At 67.0% G+C, this 17,510-nt stretch carries 17 protein-coding genes and 1 pseudogene; 7 read left to right on the top strand and 11 right to left on the bottom strand.

Annotated elements, in window-relative coordinates; all coding sequences use genetic code 11:
* Window positions 1–7 precede the first annotated feature (7 nt).
* The 3 genes from F3K02_RS24065 (at window position 8) to F3K02_RS24055 (ending at window position 2,484) form a co-directional block, all read left to right on the top strand.
* Window positions 8–880 carry a sterol desaturase family protein gene (locus F3K02_RS24065; RefSeq protein ID WP_177138820.1) on the top strand — a complete coding sequence of 291 codons (873 nt, stop codon included), beginning with the start codon at window positions 8–10 and terminating at the stop codon, window positions 878–880.
* 114 nt (window positions 881–994) lie between these two features.
* On the top strand, window positions 995–1,459 hold the full coding sequence (locus F3K02_RS24060; protein ID WP_177138818.1) for a rhodanese-like domain-containing protein: 465 nt from the start codon (window positions 995–997) through the stop codon (window positions 1,457–1,459).
* Window positions 1,460–1,497: 38 nt separating this feature from the next.
* Window positions 1,498–2,484 carry an MBL fold metallo-hydrolase gene (locus F3K02_RS24055; protein WP_246309769.1) on the top strand — a complete coding sequence of 329 codons (987 nt, stop codon included), beginning with the start codon at window positions 1,498–1,500 and terminating at the stop codon, window positions 2,482–2,484.
* 27 nt (window positions 2,485–2,511) lie between these two features.
* Here the strand turns inward: F3K02_RS24055 and F3K02_RS24050 are convergent, their stop codons facing one another.
* Window positions 2,512–3,519: a LysR substrate-binding domain-containing protein gene (locus F3K02_RS24050; RefSeq protein WP_177138816.1), complete on the bottom strand. Its 1,008-nt coding sequence runs from the start codon at window positions 3,517–3,519 to the stop codon at window positions 2,512–2,514.
* A gap of 84 nt (window positions 3,520–3,603) precedes the next feature.
* Between F3K02_RS24050 and F3K02_RS24045 the strand changes: the two genes are divergently transcribed.
* Window positions 3,604–4,602, top strand: a complete 999-nt coding sequence (locus F3K02_RS24045; RefSeq protein WP_177138814.1) for a Bug family tripartite tricarboxylate transporter substrate binding protein — start codon at window positions 3,604–3,606, stop codon at window positions 4,600–4,602.
* Window positions 4,602–5,702: a CaiB/BaiF CoA transferase family protein gene (locus tag F3K02_RS24040; RefSeq protein ID WP_177138812.1), complete on the top strand. Its 1,101-nt coding sequence runs from the start codon at window positions 4,602–4,604 to the stop codon at window positions 5,700–5,702. Before F3K02_RS24045 ends, F3K02_RS24040 begins: the two co-directional genes overlap by 1 nt.
* Here the strand turns inward: F3K02_RS24040 and F3K02_RS24035 are convergent.
* Both F3K02_RS24035 and F3K02_RS24030 read right to left on the bottom strand, forming a co-directional pair.
* Complete coding sequence (locus F3K02_RS24035) at window positions 5,695–6,012, bottom strand: hypothetical protein (RefSeq protein WP_218179568.1); 318 nt, start codon at window positions 6,010–6,012, stop codon at window positions 5,695–5,697. The genes F3K02_RS24040 and F3K02_RS24035 overlap by 8 nt on opposite strands.
* A 79-nt stretch (window positions 6,013–6,091) precedes the next feature.
* A complete protein-coding gene (locus tag F3K02_RS24030; protein WP_177138810.1) occupies window positions 6,092–6,805 on the bottom strand; it encodes a hypothetical protein in 714 nt (237 codons plus the stop codon).
* Between the two features lie 183 nt (window positions 6,806–6,988).
* On the opposite strand from F3K02_RS24030, the gene F3K02_RS24025 reads away from it, so the two are divergent.
* Window positions 6,989–7,369: a COG4315 family predicted lipoprotein gene (locus tag F3K02_RS24025; protein WP_177138808.1), complete on the top strand. Its 381-nt coding sequence runs from the start codon at window positions 6,989–6,991 to the stop codon at window positions 7,367–7,369.
* 49 nt (window positions 7,370–7,418) lie between these two features.
* On the opposite strand, the gene F3K02_RS24020 is transcribed toward F3K02_RS24025, so the two are convergent.
* The 6 genes and pseudogenes from F3K02_RS24020 to F3K02_RS23995 all read right to left on the bottom strand — a co-directional run bounded on the left by F3K02_RS24020 (window position 7,419) and on the right by F3K02_RS23995 (window position 13,556).
* On the bottom strand, window positions 7,419–8,771 hold the full coding sequence (locus F3K02_RS24020) for a ferritin-like domain-containing protein (RefSeq protein ID WP_177138806.1): 1,353 nt from the start codon (window positions 8,769–8,771) through the stop codon (window positions 7,419–7,421).
* Window positions 8,772–9,183: 412 nt separating this feature from the next.
* On the bottom strand, window positions 9,184–9,576 hold the full coding sequence (locus F3K02_RS24015) for a VOC family protein (protein WP_177138804.1): 393 nt from the start codon (window positions 9,574–9,576) through the stop codon (window positions 9,184–9,186).
* Between the two features lie 50 nt (window positions 9,577–9,626).
* Window positions 9,627–10,184 (bottom strand): hypothetical protein, encoded by a 558-nt coding sequence (locus tag F3K02_RS24010; protein WP_177138802.1) that lies wholly within the window; start codon window positions 10,182–10,184, stop codon window positions 9,627–9,629.
* Between the two features lie 69 nt (window positions 10,185–10,253).
* A pseudogene (chrA, locus tag F3K02_RS24005) lies at window positions 10,254–11,489 on the bottom strand (chromate efflux transporter).
* Complete coding sequence (locus F3K02_RS24000) at window positions 11,467–12,660, bottom strand: FAD-dependent oxidoreductase (RefSeq protein WP_177138799.1); 1,194 nt, start codon at window positions 12,658–12,660, stop codon at window positions 11,467–11,469. The pseudogene chrA and the gene F3K02_RS24000 overlap by 23 nt, the downstream one beginning before the upstream one ends.
* Before the next feature lie 23 nt (window positions 12,661–12,683).
* Window positions 12,684–13,556 carry a DUF3047 domain-containing protein gene (locus F3K02_RS23995; protein WP_246309768.1) on the bottom strand — a complete coding sequence of 291 codons (873 nt, stop codon included), beginning with the start codon at window positions 13,554–13,556 and terminating at the stop codon, window positions 12,684–12,686.
* On the opposite strand from F3K02_RS23995, the gene F3K02_RS23990 reads away from it, so the two are divergent.
* Window positions 13,522–14,418 (top strand): hypothetical protein, encoded by an 897-nt coding sequence (locus tag F3K02_RS23990; RefSeq protein ID WP_218179567.1) that lies wholly within the window; start codon window positions 13,522–13,524, stop codon window positions 14,416–14,418. The two genes, F3K02_RS23995 and F3K02_RS23990, sit on opposite strands and share 35 nt — an antisense overlap.
* 33 nt (window positions 14,419–14,451) lie before the next feature.
* Here the strand turns inward: F3K02_RS23990 and F3K02_RS23985 are convergent, their stop codons facing one another.
* Together F3K02_RS23985 and F3K02_RS23980 are read right to left on the bottom strand one after the other, a co-directional pair.
* Window positions 14,452–15,264: a DUF547 domain-containing protein gene (locus tag F3K02_RS23985; RefSeq protein WP_177138797.1), complete on the bottom strand. Its 813-nt coding sequence runs from the start codon at window positions 15,262–15,264 to the stop codon at window positions 14,452–14,454.
* A gap of 31 nt (window positions 15,265–15,295) precedes the next feature.
* Complete coding sequence (locus F3K02_RS23980; protein WP_218179566.1) at window positions 15,296–17,464, bottom strand: FAD-dependent oxidoreductase; 2,169 nt, start codon at window positions 17,462–17,464, stop codon at window positions 15,296–15,298.
* Window positions 17,465–17,510 lie beyond the last annotated feature (46 nt).

Here is a 17,510-nt window from a genome sequence, read left to right as displayed (position 1 = left end):
CTCTGCGATGGACCTCGAAGCCTGGGTGCTGGCGCACGAATGGATGATCCGCACCGGCGCGTTCGTCGGCGTGTTCGCCCTCGTCGCGCTGTGGGAAACGCTGTCGCCCCGGCGCGTGCGCCTGCTGCCGCGCGCGCTGCGCTGGCGCAGCAACCTCGCCATCGTGCTCATCAACACCGCGCTGGTGCGGCTGTTCTTCCCGCTCGCGGCCGTCGGCATGGCCGCGCTCAGCGCCGAACAGGGCTGGGGACTGCTGCACTATTTCAGCGTGCCATTCTGGCTCGCCGTGCCGCTGGCCGTGGTGGCGATGGACTTCGTCATCTGGCTGCAGCACGTGATGGTGCACGCCGTGCCTGCTCTCTGGCGGCTGCACCGGGTGCACCACGCGGACCTCGATTACGACCTCACCACCGGTACACGCTTCCACCCGCTGGAGATCGTGCTGTCCATGGGCATCAAGTTCGCCACCATCGCGCTGCTGGGCGCGCCGGTGCTGGCGGTGGTGATCTTTGAAATCTTGCTCAGTGCCTGCGCCATGTTCAACCACGGCAACATCCGCCTGCCGGCCGCGCTGGACCGCGCTTTGCGCTGGTTCCTCGTCACACCCGACATGCACCGCGTGCACCATTCGGTGGAAGACGACGAAAGCAACTCCAACTTCGGCTTCAACCTCACCTTGTGGGACCGCCTGTTCGGCACCTACCGCGAGCAGCCGCGCGCCGGCCAGCTCGGCATGATCATCGGCATCCACGGCCACACCGACCCGCACGAAGTGGCCCACCTGGGGGGCATGCTGACGCTGCCCTTCAAGGGCCAGATCACCGACTACGCGATCAACCGCCGACCCTTCGCCGAACCCGACGCCGGAGCCAGCCACTGAGCGTCTACCTGCGCAGGGGAGGGGAAACACCTGTCCGCAACCCCCGCTCTGCTGAGAAAATATCAGTCAATGCTGATAAACAACTTTATCCATAACCACCCCGCTGGAAACCCCATGAAACTGTCCCGCCTGGCGCTTGCCGCCCTCACCGCCAGCACCCTGCTGCTGACCCCCGCTGCCCACGCCGACAACAAGGCCATCGCCGTCGACGAGATGGAGGCGTACCTCGAATTCGTGGACTATGGCGGTGGCGTGATCTTTGCCGAGCAGATCCCGGCCGACGAGTGGAAGAAGATGCTGGTCATCGACGCGCGCGACGCCGGCCAGTTCGCCAAGGGCCACATCCCCGGCGCCATCAACATGGACTGGCGCCAGGTGCTGGCCAAGCGCAACACCATCCCCAAAGACAAACCCGTGCTGATCTACTGCAACACCGGTTCGCTTTCGGCACAGGCCGGTTTCGCCATGCGCGTGGCAGGCTGGGACAACCTGCGCATCCTGCAAGGCGGCATGGAAGAATGGAAGGCCAAGGGCGGCTTCGACGCCGCCGCCAAAGCCACCGCGCCGGCCAAGCACTGAGAGGCTGAGCGTCTGCTGAAACACCCAAGGAGCCGATCATGTTGAACCCGTTGTTGGCCGCGGTGCGGCGGCTCTCACGCTCCTTGGCCCGGGGCGCTTCGGCGCTGCTGCTGTTGACGGCTTCAGCGGTGGGCGCACAGTCAGCGTCCGACATGACGCTCCAGAAGGTCGGCCCCAACACCTACTACGTGCAAGGGCTGGCCGCGCTGGGCACGCCCGCCAACCAGAACTTCATCAGCAACGCCGCCTTCGTGGTGGCGCCGCAGGGTGTGGTGGTGATCGACGCACTGGGCTCGCCCGCGCTGGCGCAACGCCTGCTGAACAAGATCGCCGAAGTCACCCCGAAACCGGTCACACACGTGCTGGTGACCCATTACCACGCCGACCACATCTACGGCCTGCAGGCCTTCAAGGCCCAGGGCGCGCAGATCATTGCCCACAGCGCCGCACGGGAGTACCTCCATTCGGAGACGGCCCAGCAGCGGCTGGAGGCCTCGCGCACCGAGCTGGCGCCCTGGGTGAATGCCCAGACCCGGCTCGTGCCCGCCGACCGCTGGCTGGACGGTTCCACCACGCTGGAGCTGGCCGGCGCGCGCTTCGTGATCGAGCAGGTGGGGCCGTCGCACACGCCGGAAGACCTGGCGATCTACGTGCCCGGTGAGCGCGTGCTGTTTGCGGGCGATCTCATCTTCAGCGGGCGCCTGCCTTTTGTGGGCAAGGCCAACAGCGACCAGTGGATCAGCGCGCTCAGCCGCCTGCTCGCCTTCGACGCGCTGGCCGTGGTGCCCGGTCACGGCGCGGCGTCCACCGATCCGCGCAAGGACATCGGCGTCATCCGCGACTACCTCGGCTACCTGCGCAGCACCATGGGCAAGGCGTCGGAAGAGATGGTGCCGTTTGAAGAGGCCTACGCCAGCACCAACTGGAGTGCCTGGGAAAACATGCCCATGTTCCAGTTTGCGAACCGCATGAACGCCTACAACACCTACCTGCTCATGGAGCAGGAGGGCCTGCGCGGCAAATGAAGCCGTTCACCCTTCACTTCAACCGGTTCACTTCACAGCGGTCGCCGCCCGCGCTCGGCGCGGCCGCTGAGCGATCAGGGTCGAGACCTCGGCGCGCACCAGCGTGAGCAGGCTGTCCAGCGCGACCGACGGCTGGGCCGAGTGCAGCCGCAGGATGCCGATCTGGGGCAGCTTGATGACCGGTGTGATCGGCAGCATCTCCAGACCGTCGTGGCGCACGAGGTAGCGCCCGGCGTCCACGCGCATGGCGCCGACGGTGCCCGGCGCCTCGCTCAGGATGGCGCCGATGGCCTGCACCGAGCTGGTTTCGAGCACCCCCGAGGGCAGGGCGAGGCCGGCGGCCGTGAACGCCTGCCGCAACACCTTCCAGACCTGTGAGTCGCGAGGCGGAATCACCCAGGGCAGGTCCAGCAGCTGCCCCAGCTTGTTGAGCCGGGTTCGCCCCGGCGTGTCCGGGTGCACGACGAAGGTGACGTGATCGTCGTAGAGCCCTTCGAAGTGCAGTTGCGCGAGGTCGACGTCGCTCGATGATCCCTCGTCGAAGCTGCCGATGACGCAGTCCAGGTCGCCCGCCTGCAGGGCCGCCAGCAGCTGGACGCTGACCCCGTCGCTCATTTGCACCCGGGCGCCGGGTGTCTGCTGCAGCCAGCGCGCCACCGGTCGCGCCAGCAGCACCGCGGCCGTGAACGAAGGCGAGCCGATGCGCAGCGCGGGCTGGCCGCCGTCCCGGTAACGCGGCAGCTCTTCCTCCAGCTGTCCGAGCGCCGCCAGCGAACGCTGTGCATGGGGCAGCACCGCCAGACCGATGGCGGTGAGCCGCCGGCCCGAGGCGCTGCGGTCGAACACCTCGGCGCCGAGGGTCCGCTCCAGCTCCTGCGCCATCTTGGTGATGGCTGGTTGCGTCACGTGCAAGGCCTGCGCCATCTCGCGGAAATTGGCGCCGTCCCCGGCCATGCGAACCATCTGCAGCTGGGGCAGGCGCAAGCGCCGGGCCACGGACGGGGCCTTGTTCGGGGAGGGTTCTTTGTTAACCATGGGTTAATTTGTGAGTACGTTATTTCAATTGAAGGAATGGTACGCGCTGCCTACCATGCGTTCAAACACAACAGGAGACAAGCCATGACCACCCGACGCCAGTTCCACCGCCAATCGCTCGCCACGGCCGGCGCCCTGCTGGGCCTCCCGCTGACGGGCTTCGCGCAGGCCAGCGACTTCCCCAACCGGCCCATCAAGATCATCGTGCCCTTCGCGGCCGGCGGGGGCCCGGACCTGCTGGCGCGCAAGATGGCCGTCAAGCTGGGCGAGGTGCTGGGCAAGGGCGGCGTGGTGGTCGAGAACGTCGTGGGGGCGGGCGGCATCCTGGCCGCGCAGAACGTCGCGCGCATGCCGCCCGACGGCTACAGCATCCTCATGGGCGCCTCGTCGCACATCACGCAGAAGGCCATGCAGCCCGGTGTGAAGTTCGACCCGCTCAAAGACTTCAGCTTCGTCACCCGCACCGCCTTCTCACCGTCCATGCTGGTGGTCCACGCCGACTCGCCCTTCAAAACCGTCGAAGACCTGGTGGCCGAGGCCCGCAAAAAACCCGGCAAGTTCAATTACGCGTCGGGCGGCATCGGCAGCGCGGCCCATCTGGCGGGCGCTGCCATGGTGCTGCAGGCGCAGATCGACGCGGTGCACGTGCCCTACAAGGGCTCGGTGGAGATCGTGCCGTCCATCCTCTCCAACACCACGCACTTCGCGTTTCCGATCGCCTCGACCGCGATCCCGCATGTGCAGGCCGGCAAGGTGCGCGCACTGGCCGTGACCAGCGCCCAGCGCATGGCCGGATTCCCGAACGTGCCGACGCTGGTGGAGGTGTTCAAGACGCCCGACCTCGCGCTCGACGCCTGGTTCGGCCTCTGGGCGCCGGCCGGCACGCCACCGCAGGTGGTGGACCTGCTGTTCAAGGCGGTCACCAAAACCTACGAAGACCCGGTCCTGCGCGCCGATGCCGAGGCCGCTGGCTCCATCGTCGCGCTCAGCCGCTCACCGGAAGAGTTCAGAAGCTTCATCGAGAGCGAGACCTTGAAATTCAACCAGCTGGTCAAGGCCGCGCGCCTGGGGGTGAGCAACTGATGCCGCCGGGCTTCTCCCTTCCGCCGCAGGCGCTGCGCGGCGTGCGCGTGCTGGACTTCAGCCATGTGATCGCCGGGCCCTTTGCCACCTTCCATCTCGCGCAGATGGGCGCCGAGGTGATCAAGGTGGAGAAGCCCGGGGGAGGCGACGTCATGCGACGTTCGGCCTCGGGCGCCAGCGCCTTCACGGCGCTCAACGCCGGCAAGATCACCCGCGAAATCGATATGGGCAGCGACGAAGGCCGGGCCGCGTTGCTGGCTTATGCACGCGAGGCCGACGTGCTGGTCGACAACTACCGCCCCGGGGTGCTGCAGCGTCACGGCCTGGGCTACGACGACCTCAAGGCCCTCAATCCGGGCATCGTCTACTGCGCGATCTCGGGTTATGGCTACGCCGATCCGCAGCGCACCGGGCGCGGCGCCTACGACCACGTCATCCAGGCCCTGACCGGCATGACCATGCTGGCGGGGCAGGAAGGGGATCCACCGGTCAAGGTCGGCTTCCCCGTCGTTGATGCCGCCACCGGCGTCATCGGTGCGCTGGCCATTGTGGCCGCGCTGCGTGAGCGCGAGCACACCGGCGTGGGCAGCTTCCTGGACGTGAGCATGTGGGCCAGCGCGCTGCAGCTCATGTACCCCTTCGCCTGCGACGCGATGACGCTGGACCACGACATCGCGCGCGTGGGCAACAAGGGCTACTCGGGCAGCCCCGCCGCCGACACCTTTGCCTGCCGCGACGGCTGGCTCGCCATCGGCGCCAACACACCCGCGCACGTCGCGCGGCTGCTGGCCGTGCTGGAGATTCCGCCCGCCGAGGTGGCGCCGATGCTGGAGCCGGAGGACGCCGAGGCCGGCGCCCGCTTTGCGCGGGCACGCGACCCCAAGGCCTTCCGCGACACCCTGGCCGCGCGCCTGGCGGACCGGTCCGCCGTCGACCTGGAGCAGCGCCTCAACGCCGTGGGCGTGCCCTGTGCGAAGGTGCGCACGCTGCGCGAGTTCACGCGGGAAGCGGTTGAAACGGGGCTGCTGCAACCGGTGGTTCTGGGCGAGGGCGAAGCGCGGGCGGTCACACCCGGGCTGGGCTGGCGCGTGCTCAGCTGAACGGCTGCGACGCCTTGATCTGCCGGATCACCGAGACGTCGCCCAGGAACACCTGCAGCACGTCCTTCTCGTCCTGCGTGAGGTCCTGGTTCTCCAGCAGCTTCGCCTTCTTCACGATCAGCTCCAGCGCCTCGGCCAGGTGGCCGATCTGCCGGCCATAGCTGCCCACCTTGTCCAGCGCGGCCTGTTCCACCGCCGGGTTCGACGACGAGCCGAGGTTCACGTTGAACAGGTGAAACGACCAGTTGGGCAAGATGGGCTGGGTCAGGCTGGTCGGCGCGAGCTGCAAAGGCATGGTGACGGTTTGCACGGTGTCCTCCTGGTGCGTTTCGGATGGGGTGGTGAGCAGAATGCCCGCGGCAATGATCGGCCAAACCGGCGCCAATGTCTCAGCCCGCGACCTCGCGGCCTTCCCGGTGGAACCGCAGCGCCAGCATCGCAGCCGCAACCGGGAAACACAGCGCATAACCGACAACGCCGATCAGGCGCACCTGCATGTCGCCCAGCGCCACACCCGCCAGGCCCGCCAGCGCCAGCACGGCGCTGATCACCAGCAGTACGCGCACGCCTCTGGCCAGCCCCGTGCCCTGCACGGCGGGCGCGAGGAAGAGGGCGCCCAGGGGAAAGAAGACATCCCAGGCGAGGATGTCGAGCGCATACACCAGCGACGGCCAGCGGAACGAAAAAACCAGGGTGGACCAGGGCTCGCCAGCGAACGCCGCGTGCCCGCCCAGCAGGAGGATGACGAAGTGCACCGCGCTGGTGGTGAGCGCACACATGGCGAAGAACACCAGTCCGACCAGCGCCAGCGGCAAACGCCCGGGCGACGCAGAGCAACAGATGGCCACCGCGAGCGCCACCATCGCGGGCGCGATGAGCAGGATCAGCAGCTCCAGCAGCGCAAACCAGGGCTGCTGCACCGGGTGATCGGGCGAGGGCAGCGTGGCCAGGCCAATGACCAGCACCACCAGATAGACGAAGCACAGGGCGGCGACGGCCGCGCCCGAGATCACGCCCAGACGCCAGGCCTCGGCCGGCCACCGGGGCGCGTGCTGCGGCGCCGGTGCGTCAGAGGCACAGACGGAGGTGTTACCGGATTTCATGAGGGCATTTTGCAGCGCAACGCAGCAGGATCGGGTGGGCCTGATGGGACCCTCTGCAGGGCGCGCCTGCCAAGCGCCACACGACGCCAGAGCGCAGGAACGGCCGTTTCTTGATTCTGCTCAATGGCGCCTGGTCTGCCACTCCTACAGTGCAAGTGGTCATTTGACCCAGGAGACACAGACATGAGCACATTCCCTTCTTCTTTGAAAGCCCTCTCCGCCTTGGCCCTGGTGGCGTGGGTGTCGGTCGCCGGGGCCCAGCCCCAGACCACCGAGGGCGTCATCACCGACGAAAAGGGCATGAGCCTCTACTGGTGGGACAACGACCTGACCACACCGGGAAAAAGCGTGTGCACGGGTGTCTGCATCCTGAGCTGGCCCCCCATGCTGGCCAAGGAAGGCGCCCAGGCGGCCGGTGACTATTCGCTGATCGTTCGCGAAGACGGCCAGCAGCAGTGGGCCTACAAAGGCCGGCCGCTGTACCGGTGGGCGAACGACAAGAAGCCGGGGGACCGCTCGGGTGACGGCTTCCGCGGCGGGGTCTGGCACCTGGCCAAGCCTTGAGGCGGCAACCGCGAGCGATTGAAACACCCTTCCGTCGCCGGACACGGATTCAAGCGTATTGCGCCCGCTTCTCGGTCAGGGTGCTCATCATGGCCTCGCCGACGGCGAGCGGGTAATCGGCCGGCAAACGGTCCTTGAGCTGCTGCGCCAGCTGGTTGGACTCGCCGACCATGCTGGAAACGAAGCGCAGGCGGGCCGCCGTGGTTCGGCAAGGGGCATAACCGGTGCTCAGCGGTTCGCAGGGCATGCCGACGCCAAGCGTTGGCAGGTGGCGCGCCAGCGACAGGAAGGGGCCCATCATCTGCTGCTTGGCGAGGTCGATGTAGGTGTGGTCGGCGTCCGAATAGGCCGCGTCGGTGAGCAACAGGATGGTCCAGTAATGCAGGTTGCCGAGCCAGGCCAGACTGAGGGCGAGCGGATCCTTGATCTGGTTGGGGTGGCCGACGAAGGCGCTCGGGTTGATCGCCAGCGGCAGGCTCGGGTAGGCCGGGTCGTTCGGTGCCAGCGACCAGATGTTCTGGTGTCCCTTGAACCCCTCGTGCGTACCGAGAAAGAGGCTCTTGAAAAACAGGAAATGGTTGTCTTCGCCTTCGCGCTTGATCTCTTCGAGCTTGGCGAGCCACGGTTTCATTTCCTCCGCGCGCTTGGGGGTGGTGCTGATGTATTCCTGCAGGGTCTGGATGATCCTGTCGTACAGGCTGCCGACGTGGTTGGGCCGGGTGCTGCCACCGAGGACGCGATCCAGCTGATCGAGGAACTGGTGATCGCGCGGGCTCGAGACCTTGCTGCGCTTCAGCCCATTCACCGGTGCCTCGGTATAGACGTACTTGGCCAGGGAGACCTGGGTGAGCGGTTCGAGATTGAATTCGAAGGGGTAGATGTCCGGCTGGTAGGGGAAATCCTGGCGGATCAGGTGCGGCGAGGCGTCCAGCGCCATCAGCAGCGCATTGACCTGGCCAAGATGCTGCATCTCCTGGATGGCCACGCCGAGCAGGTCGTTCGAATTCGGGCTGCCATAGCCGGCGATCGAGGCGTAGGCGGGCTTGAGTGAAAACGCGCCGTACAGGTACTGGGCCATCAGGGCGTGTTCGACTTCGGAAGCTTCGCGCAGCAGGCGGATGAGTTCGACATAGGCATCGGCAAAGTCGCGCACGATATGGCCGACGGCCAGGGTTGGCGTCGGGCGTTCGCTGGTCGGTCCGGTCGGCGTTGCGGCGTCGGCCGAGAAAGCGCCTGTCCCGGTCAGCAAACAAGTCGCCGACAGGGTGATGCCGTGGCTTCTCAGCGCCTGCAGGAAGGCCCGTCGTTCGGCCTGTTCAAGCCCGTCCCCCGGTTCGAGAACCCGGACGCCGGAAGCGTTGCGGCGGGACGGGCGAAGATGGTTGTCTGTGAGTGGTTTCATGTGACTCCCCTTGGTGACCTGGCTGGCCCGCCAGGAGGGTCGCGGCACTCACACTGGTTTCCATGTTGCCGCGATGGGGATCAGTGTCACGACAGCCGTCTTGGGTATCAATACCGAGCCTCATGTACCTATAAACACGTACTCAAAGCGGTGTATATGACGCACTTTGTCTTATAAAACCACTTTCTATTCAAGGCCTTTCGGCGCGCTGTTCCCAAAAGTGGAGGGGCATAGACCGATCGACCAGCACCCATGAGTCGGTAGATTCTGAACGTTTCAAATGTGGCTTTTTGTAATGAACGGCGCGTCCATTGCCAAATCCTGCGGATCACCACAGCACTGCGCAACGGGGTAGCGACATGAAAAAGCCCCGCGAATCGCTTCGCGGGGCTCAGACCTCGGACATTTTTTTTCAGGCGGCTATCGGCGTGCACAGCTCCACCAGGGTGCCGTCCGGACAACGCACATAAGACACGACCTGCCCCCAGGGTTTCTGCAAAGGCGCCGCCATCTCGCGGGCGCCGGCCGCGATGGCCTTGGCGTGCGCGGCCGGCACGTCGTCCGTGACCAGCGCGATCTCGAAGCCCAGCGGCTGTGTGGACGTGTCCGCGTGCACATGCCCGCCGGCAAAGTTCATGTCACCCAGCGCGTGCGCGGCGAACGACAGCGTGGTCTCGCCGGTGTCGAGTTCGCCGTAGGTGCCGCTTTCGTGCAGGAACTTGCGTCTCAAGTCGAAGGCCAGTTCGAAGAAGGCCAGCGAGGCGGTGACGTCGGGGACGTAGATGATGGTGTAGCCGAGTTTCATGGAATTTTCAGTTGCTTCAATCGAACGTTTAGGGATTTACGGTGAGCGTTTCAAATCCATACCTCAAGTGGGAGCTCTTGCCTGAGATCTTGGCATTTCTGATCCAACGCTTTGTCGAGTTTTGCAATCACTTGGAGGATTGCCGTCAGAGCAGAGCGTGGAAACGGTGATCGTGTATTGCGAAAAATGGCACCGTCGCCGTCTGCGTAGAGTTTTAAAGACATCTCCAATGCATCGGCATCTGAATGCGCAACTTCTTTGTTCCGCAAGTTCACCAGGTATTCATGCAGTTCACGTTCCTTTGACGTGAGACCTCGAAGCAGTGCACCAGGTACCGACTTATCAGCGACGACAGAGTGCCCGCGCGAGTGGACGAAAGGTCGCGCGTACGCTACGACCAAAGCAGTAGTCATCGCGAGCAGTAGTGGGCTTGGTAATTTTCTTCTCGGAAGCGCAATTCTTCTTGAAAGCAGATCATCCACGGTTGCACGAGCCTCTTCTAGGTCAATACGTGCCAGGTAAAGGCGGCGGTACAGGCGAAGTTGCGGCTGTAACTCCGGAGGGACTTGCATCGTTACCAAGTCTGGCAGGGCAGATTGTTCATTCATATGCAACACATGGATTTCAAATGAATTTCGCGGGGGCTGAGTTTTGCTTGCAGACGGTGAGTTCGTGAACTAGACCCCGACAGCCCCCATCACCCACCCCACCCCCGCACACCCCGCCACCACCACCCAGGGTGGCCATTTCCATTTCATCAGCGCCACCAGCGCCACACCGGCCAGCAGCCCATCGCCCACCCCGCGAATCCCGCTCGTGATCACCGGGTTCCACAGCGCAGCGAGCAGCAGGCCGACCACGGCGGCGTTGATGCCCATGAGCGCGGCGCGCACGCGGGGCTGGGCGCGCAGGCTTTCCCAGAACGGCAGGGCGCCGACGATGAGCAGGAAGGCGGGCGCGGAGACGGCGGCTGGCACGAGCGCGCCGCCGGCTCAGGCGGTGGGCGAGGTCTGCATGGCCGCGCCGAGGAAGGCGGCGAAGGTGAACAGCGGGCCGGGCACGGCCTGCGCGGCGCCGTAGCCGGCGAGGAAGGCGTCGGCGCTGACCCAGCCGGGTGGCACCACGCTGGCCTGCAGCAGCGGCAGCACGACGTGGCCGCCGCCGAACACGAGCGCACCCGCGCGGTAGAAGGCATCGACCAGCGCGAGCGCCTGCGAGGGCATGGCCTGCAGCAGCAGGGGCAGGCTCAGCAGCAGCGCGAAGAACAGCGCGAGCCAGGCCGCGCCCGCTGTGCGGCTCACGGGCACGCTCATGGGTTCGTGCGGCGCGTCGGCCGCGGGGCGCATGAGCAGCAGGCCCAGCACACCGGCGAGCGCGATGGCGAGCAACTGCGTGCTGGTGCCGGGCCAGGCCAGCAGCAGGGTGGCGGTGGCGAGCATCAGCGCGCGGCGGGACGCGTCGGGGCAGAGGCTGCGCGCCATGCCCCAGACCGCTTGCGCGACCACGGCCACAGCCACCACCTTCAGGCCGTGCAGCAGGCCCGCGCCGGCACCGCTCTGCAGGGCGTCGCCGGCCTGGGTGAGGCCCAGGGCGAGTGCGATGAGCGCGATGGCCGAGGGCAGGGTGAAGCCGGCCCAGGCGGCGAAGGCGCCCGCGTAACCCGCGCGCGCCAGGCCCAGCGCCAGACCGACCTGGCTGCTGGCCGGGCCGGGCAGGAACTGGCACAGGGCCACAAGGTCGGCGTAGGCCGCTTCGCTGAGCCAGCGGCGGCGTTCGACGAATTCACTGCGGAAGTAGCCGAGGTGGGCGACCGGGCCGCCAAAGGACGTGAGGCCCAGGCGCAGGAAGATCAGGAAGACCGCCCAGGCGCTGCGGTCGGCCGGGTTGGGCTCAGCGGGGCTGGGGCTGGGCATGGTCGGCGCGCGGGGCCGTGGCGGGCGGGGTGTACCTGGCCATGAAGGCGCGGTCGATGCGGTCTTTCCAGCGCCAGGCCCAGGCGCCTTCGGCGTGCAGCGGGCCCCAGGTGGCGATGGCGTGACCGGCGCCGCAGGACAGCAGGTTGAGCGTGTTGGCTGGCGGGTGGTGGGCTTTCAGCGACTGGCCCTCGTGGGCGGCGAGCAGGTTGGCCGCCAGCGGCGGTCCGGCGCGCACGGCGTAGACGCCGCTCTGGGCGTGAGGCCGGTCGGCGCGGGTGCACACGTCGCCGGCGGCGAACACGTTGGCGTGGCTGGGGCTCTGCTGGAAGGCGTTGACCAGCACCTGCCCGGTGTCGGACAGGGCCAGCCCGCTGCCTTGCAGCCAGGCGGGTGCGTGTGCACCGATGGCGAGCAGGGGCACGTCGCACAGCAGCGTGGCGCCGCTGCCGAGTTGCAGGCCTTGCGGGCCGATGCCGGTGCAGGTTTCGCGCAGCACGGTGATGCCGCGCTGCTTGAGCCGCCGCAGCACCCGGCGGCGCACGCCCGCGGGGTAGTGGGCCGCGATGTCGGCGTCACCGGTCAGCAGCGTGAACTGCGTGGCCTGAAAGCCCGCTTCGCGCAGGCGCTGCTCGGCGGCGAACAGCAGCTCCAGGCCGGCGGCCCCGGCGCCGATCACGGCGATGGACAGGGGCTTTTCTCGGGCCATGTCGAGCACGCGCGGCCACAGGCTGGCAAAGACTTCGGTCGGGCGCACGATGAGCGCGCGTTCGCTGGCGCCGGGCATCTCGGCCTCCAGCCGGCTGCGGTCGATCACGGCGCCGGTGTCGATGGACAGCAGGTCGTAGCGCAGCTCGGGCGGCAGCTCCTTGTTTTTTCCGGTGGACGCGGCCATCACGGTCTGCGCGGCGGCGTCGAGGCCGGTGCAGCGGCCCTGCAGCCATTTCGCGCCCGCGGCCCTGATCAGCGGGTCGAGCGGGATCTGGCAGTCGGCCTCGCTATAGCGGCCGGCGACGAGGCCGGGCACCATGGCGCTGCAGGTCTGGTAGGGGTAGGGCGTGAGCACGGTCACGTCCAGGTCGGCGGGGCGTTGCCGGGCCAGTTGGGCCAGCACCTGCACGTGGGCATGACCGGCGCCGAGCAGCAGGAGTTTTTCGATGCCGTGGTGCATGGGCCCCGATGTTACGGGTTGTTTCAGGGTGGTTCGTTGGCCCAGCGCAAATCGGCTACCCAGCCCACGCTGCGGCTGGCGGTGTTGTCGCTGTCGGCGCCGATCAGCACGGTGCTCACGCGGGGGACTTCCGCGCCAGCGGGCAGCTCGTCGCCAAAGAGTTCTGCAAAGTCCTGCGCCATGTTGCGGCTTTCGTTCACCCACTGGTCCAGCGGTGCGCCCTGGCCCTGCAGGCTGATGAAGCGCACGCGCCGGGTGTAGGGGTTGGCGCCCTGCAGCGGCGCGGGGTGCCCGCTGTCCCACACGTAGCAGAGCGTGGCCGCGGGCAGGGCCTCGCCGCTGATGCTGCGCGCCAAGCGCAGCACCGTGCGCTCGACAAAGGGCACACGGCTCAACGGGTGGTCAAACATCACGCAGACCTTCAGCGCGGCGTCGTCGCCGGCCTTGGTGAGCAGGTTGGGCGGCGCCGTGCCGCCGGTGAGCGGCTGGTCGAGTCGCCAGCGCCACTGCAGGTGGGTGGGCGCGGTGTCGGGCGCGTCAAACACCAGCGTGCCGTAAGACGAGGCGGTGACCACCTTCAGCGCCGCCTGACCGTCCACGCGGCCGGCCTCGAAGCGGGTCGCGGGCAGGTCGGCGTGTTTCTTGGGGAAGCCCACGAAGCGCCAGGCCGGGTTGAGTGCGCCTTCGCCCAGCAGCAACGGCGGCAGGGTCGGCGCGGCCTGCGCCATGCCGACCGCCGCCAGCGTCAGGGCGACGAGCCCGCGAACAGCCCAAATACCCCAACCGGCATGGGAATAGCCCTGATGCGGCGTTGCCGCAGCGGCGCTATGGTTCGGGTCAACCCTGGAGGAGACCTGGAAGATGAAAAAACTGCTGCTGGCTGGATGGCTGTTCATGGTGGTCTCGACCTGTCAGGCCTTGTCACCCTACACGAGTGGTGCGCCGCTGCCGGCGGGCGAACTGCAGGCGCAGATGGGGGCTGTAGAGAAAAAGTTGCAGGCCGAGGGTTTCACCCTGCTGGGGCGCCACCTGCCCAAGGGGCTGCAGGCGGGCGGCGTGGTGCTGGTGACCGACAGTGCCATGCTGCAGGCCATCCGCGCGTCGGGCGGCAGCGGCATTGTGGCGGCGGCGATCCGGGTCGGCGTGCAGCGCGACGGCCGCGTGTCGTACACGACGCCGGAGTACTGGTACCGGGCCTACCTGCGTCAGGCGTATCCGCAGGCCGAGGCAGCGGCCCGCTCGGTGCAGGCGCGGCTGACGAAGGCGCTGGGGACGGGCGCCAGCTTCGGTGGTGACGTGCCGGCCGATCGGCTGGCGAACTACCAGTACATGACGTCCATGGAGCGGTTTGATTCCTTCCGCGCCGAGCTGCGCGCATTCGGCAGCTTCGACGAAGCCCTGCAGATGGTGCGCAAGGGCCTGGCCAACGGCGTGGGCACCACCGCCAAGGTGTATGAGGTGGTCATGGCCGACCGCAAGCTGGCGGTGTTCGGCGTGGCGATGAACGATGCGGCGCGCGGCGAGGGCTGGTGGGTCGGCAAGCTCGGGGCGGCGGGGCAGGAGCACATGGCCGCTTTGCCCTACGAGATCTTCATCGTCGACAACAAGGTCTACTCGCTGCCGGGGCGCTACCGCATCGCGCTGGCCTGGCCTTCCCTGAGCATGAGCGAGTTCATGAACATCCGCTACGCGCCCGATGTGATCCTGAAAACCATGAACCAGCTGGCCGATGTGCAGGAGACGCGCCCCGGCGACTGACGGACGACCGGCCGCGGTCACCCGGTCCACCGCTCAGCGCCCCGCGTCGTTGAGCGACCAGTCGTAGTCGAGGTGGTTCACGCCCAGCGTCTTCGCTTTCAGTGCGGCCTGCTCGGCGGGCTGGTCGCTCAGCTGTTCGGCGTATTTCGCAAACACGTCTTCCACCTGTTTGAAGCCGCCGTGGCCTTGCTCAAAGTCTTCGCTGAACCATTTGAAGATGCTGCTGGCTTCGACTTTGTCACCCTTGACCCGGTTGCGTGTGCGGTCGCCCATGAAGCGGCGCATGCCGTCTTCGAGCTGGGCTTCGAGCCGGGTGGCGGTGAAGGCCTCGTCGCGCAGGGCCGGGCAGCCGATGCTGGCGCAGTTGACGGCAGCGTGCACGCGCGGCTCGTTGTAGCGCGGGCGCAGCTGCTCGTGCTCGATCCAGTCGAGGTGGCGCTGTTCGCCCAGCAGCGTGAAGAACTTCTTCTTCCAGGGGGACTGCACGAACGAGCCCAGCTCCTTGATGGACTTGAGGTCGGGGTATCTGGTGAGGATCAGCTCAACCGTGAAAGCGTTGTAGGCGTTGATCAGAAAGGCCATCTGCTGCGGCCGGCTCCAGCTGTCGAAGGTGGCCTTGGGCACGGCACTCAGGCTGTCGAGCACGGCCTTGAGTGCGGCGCGGTCGGCGGCAAAGCCTTTGTAATTCGCGCGCGACTGTTTGCCGTCGGACAGCCAGCGCACATGTTTTTTCAGCAGCGCGTCCCAGGCGGTGTGGTTGTGGTCGAAGGTGGTCTGGGCGTGGGCGCTCAGCGGGGCGATGGCTGCGGCGGCGAGCAGGGTGATGAAGTGACGGCGGTGGTGCATGAGGTATGGACTCCGTTTCAGCCCCCGAGGTTCAACCCCGGCGCCAGGCGTGGAACTTCGCCACCCAGGCCAGCAGTTGCTGCGGCGCATGCGCGCGCTTCCATTCACCGGCCGCGTACTTGTTGGCCTCGGCCAGCGTGGGATAGGTGTGGATGGTGCCGAGGATCTTGTTCAGGCCCAGGCCGTGTTTCATGGCCAGCACGTATTCGGCCAGCAGGTCGCCCGCGTGCGTGCCGACGAGGGTCACACCCAGGATGGTGTCCTTGCCCGGCACGGTGAGCACCTTCACGAAACCATGCGCCTCGCTGTCGGCGATGGCGCGGTCCAGGTCGTCGATGCCGTACTTCGTGACTTCGTAGGGGATGTTCTTTTCCTTCGCGTCCTGCTCGTTCAGGCCCACGCGCGCCACCTCGGGGTCGATGAAGGTCGCCCAGGGGATCACCGAGTAGTCGGCCTTGAATTTTTTGAAGTCGCCGAACAGCGCGTTGACCGCCGCGTACCAGGCCTGGTGGGCCGCCACGTGGGTGAACTGGTAGGGCCCGGCCACATCGCCCGCGGCGTAGATGTTGGGGTAGAGGGTCTGCAGGTATTCGTTGGTCTCCACGGTCTTGTTCGTCGGGATGCCCAGCTCTTCCAGCCCGTAGCCCTGCAGCCGCGCCACGCGGCCCACGGCGCAGATGAGCTGGTCGAAGGGGATGCGCTTTTCCGCGCCTTCGTGCTCCACCACCAGGATCTTCTCGCCGTCCACCTGCTCGCAGCGCAGCGCCTTGTGGCCGGTCAGCACCGCCACACCATCGGCGGCCAGCGCAGCCTGGGCGAGCGCGCTCACTTCGGCGTCTTCGCGCAGCATGATGCGCGGCGCCATCTCCACCTGCGTCACCTGCGCGCCCAGACGCGCAAAGGCCTGCGCCAGTTCGCAGCCGATGGGGCCGCCGCCCAGCACCACCAGGCGCTTCGGCACTTCGTCGAGCTTGGCGAACGCGTCCCACATCGTGTCACTGGTCACGTAGCCGACTTCGTCAAGCCCGGGCAGCGGTGGCACAAAAGGCCGGGCGCCGGCGGCGATGACGATGCTGCGCGCGGTGAGGCGCTGGGTGCCACCGCCGTTGAGCGCAACCTCCACCGTCCACGGGTTCACCAGCCTGGCGTAGCCCTGCAGCACCTCCACACCCAGGCCGGTGTAGCGCGCCACGCTGTCGTGCGGCTCGATGGCGGCAATCACGCCGTGGATGCGCTGCATCACGGCCTTGAAGCTGAACGTGGGCGTGGTGTCGCTCAGGCCGTAGTTTGATCCGTGGCGCATCTGGTGCGCGAGCTTGGCGCTCTTGATCAGGGCCTTGCTCGGCACGCAACCGTAGTTCAGGCAGTCGCCGCCCATCTTGTGCGCCTCGATCAGCGTCACCTTGGCCTTGACGGCGGCGGCGATGTAGGCCGAGACCAGGCCACCCGCGCCCGCGCCGATCACGATCAGGTTGCGGTTGAACGTCGCCGGCCGCACGCTGGCCCACTTCGCATACACCTTGCGCTTCTGCACCGCCTCGACCACCTTGCGCGCGATCAGGGGAAACAGGCCCAGCAGCACGAAGCTGCCCAGCAGGCCGGGGCTCAGGATGCCCTGCAGCGATTCCAGCTGGCCCAGCTGCGTGCCCGCGTTCACATACACGGCGGTGCCGGCCAGCATGCCGAGCTGGCTGACCCAGTAAAACGTCCAGGCCTTCATCTGGGTCAGGCCCATCAGCAGGTTGATCACGAAGAACGGAACGACCGGGATCAGGCGCAGGGTGAACAGGTAGAACGCACCGTCTTTCTGGATGCCCTTGTCCATGTCGGCCAGGCGCTGGCCGAAGCGCGCCTGCACGCTGTCGCGCAGCAGGAAGCGCGCGGTGAGAAAGGCCAGCGTGGCACCGATGCTGGACGCAAACGACACGATCAGCAGGCCCCAGCCGAGGCCGAAGATCGCGCCGCCCGCGAGCGTGACGATGGTGGCGCCGGGCAGCGAGAGCGCCGTGACCGCGATGTAGACCAGAAAATAGCCCAGGGCGAGCTGCAGCGGTTGTTGTTCCCGCAGCGCCGCGAGACTGGCCTGGCTCTCCTTGAGGAACGCGAGGCTGAAGTAGCGGTCCAGCCCGAAGGCGAAGAAGGCCACAATGCCCAGAAGCACCACCAGCAGCAGCAAGATTTTCCGGATGTTCACGACCATTCCTTGTTGGAGTTGTTCGGATGGAGTCGCCGAAACTGCGCCATTC

The sequence above is a fragment of the Hydrogenophaga aromaticivorans genome (assembly GCF_013387465.1).
GTDB lineage: Bacteria > Pseudomonadota > Gammaproteobacteria > Burkholderiales > Burkholderiaceae_C > Hydrogenophaga > Hydrogenophaga aromaticivorans.
This window is presented reverse-complemented; position numbering and strand designations above follow the sequence as displayed.

Bases quoted from the DNA above. Each gene is read 5' to 3' on its own strand.
- F3K02_RS24065 (WP_177138820.1), top strand. From the start codon at position 8: ATGGACCTCGAAGCCTGGGTGCTGGCGCACGAATGGATGATCCGCACC.
- F3K02_RS24060 (WP_177138818.1), top strand. From the start codon at position 995: ATGAAACTGTCCCGCCTGGCGCTTGCCGCCCTCACCGCCAGCACCCTG.
- F3K02_RS24055 (WP_246309769.1), top strand. From the start codon at position 1,498: ATGTTGAACCCGTTGTTGGCCGCGGTGCGGCGGCTCTCACGCTCCTTG.
- F3K02_RS24050 (WP_177138816.1), bottom strand. From the start codon at position 3,519: ATGGTTAACAAAGAACCCTCCCCGAACAAGGCCCCGTCCGTGGCCCGG.
- F3K02_RS24045 (WP_177138814.1), top strand. From the start codon at position 3,604: ATGACCACCCGACGCCAGTTCCACCGCCAATCGCTCGCCACGGCCGGC.
- F3K02_RS24040 (WP_177138812.1), top strand. From the start codon at position 4,602: ATGCCGCCGGGCTTCTCCCTTCCGCCGCAGGCGCTGCGCGGCGTGCGC.
- F3K02_RS24030 (WP_177138810.1), bottom strand. From the start codon at position 6,805: ATGAAATCCGGTAACACCTCCGTCTGTGCCTCTGACGCACCGGCGCCG.
- F3K02_RS24025 (WP_177138808.1), top strand. From the start codon at position 6,989: ATGAGCACATTCCCTTCTTCTTTGAAAGCCCTCTCCGCCTTGGCCCTG.
- F3K02_RS24020 (WP_177138806.1), bottom strand. From the start codon at position 8,771: ATGAAACCACTCACAGACAACCATCTTCGCCCGTCCCGCCGCAACGCT.
- F3K02_RS24015 (WP_177138804.1), bottom strand. From the start codon at position 9,576: ATGAAACTCGGCTACACCATCATCTACGTCCCCGACGTCACCGCCTCG.
- F3K02_RS24010 (WP_177138802.1), bottom strand. From the start codon at position 10,184: ATGAATGAACAATCTGCCCTGCCAGACTTGGTAACGATGCAAGTCCCT.
- F3K02_RS24000 (WP_177138799.1), bottom strand. From the start codon at position 12,660: ATGCACCACGGCATCGAAAAACTCCTGCTGCTCGGCGCCGGTCATGCC.
- F3K02_RS23990 (WP_218179567.1), top strand. From the start codon at position 13,522: ATGAAAAAACTGCTGCTGGCTGGATGGCTGTTCATGGTGGTCTCGACC.
- F3K02_RS23995 (WP_246309768.1), bottom strand. From the start codon at position 13,556: ATGAACAGCCATCCAGCCAGCAGCAGTTTTTTCATCTTCCAGGTCTCC.
- F3K02_RS23985 (WP_177138797.1), bottom strand. From the start codon at position 15,264: ATGCACCACCGCCGTCACTTCATCACCCTGCTCGCCGCCGCAGCCATC.
- F3K02_RS23980 (WP_218179566.1), bottom strand. From the start codon at position 17,464: ATGGTCGTGAACATCCGGAAAATCTTGCTGCTGCTGGTGGTGCTTCTG.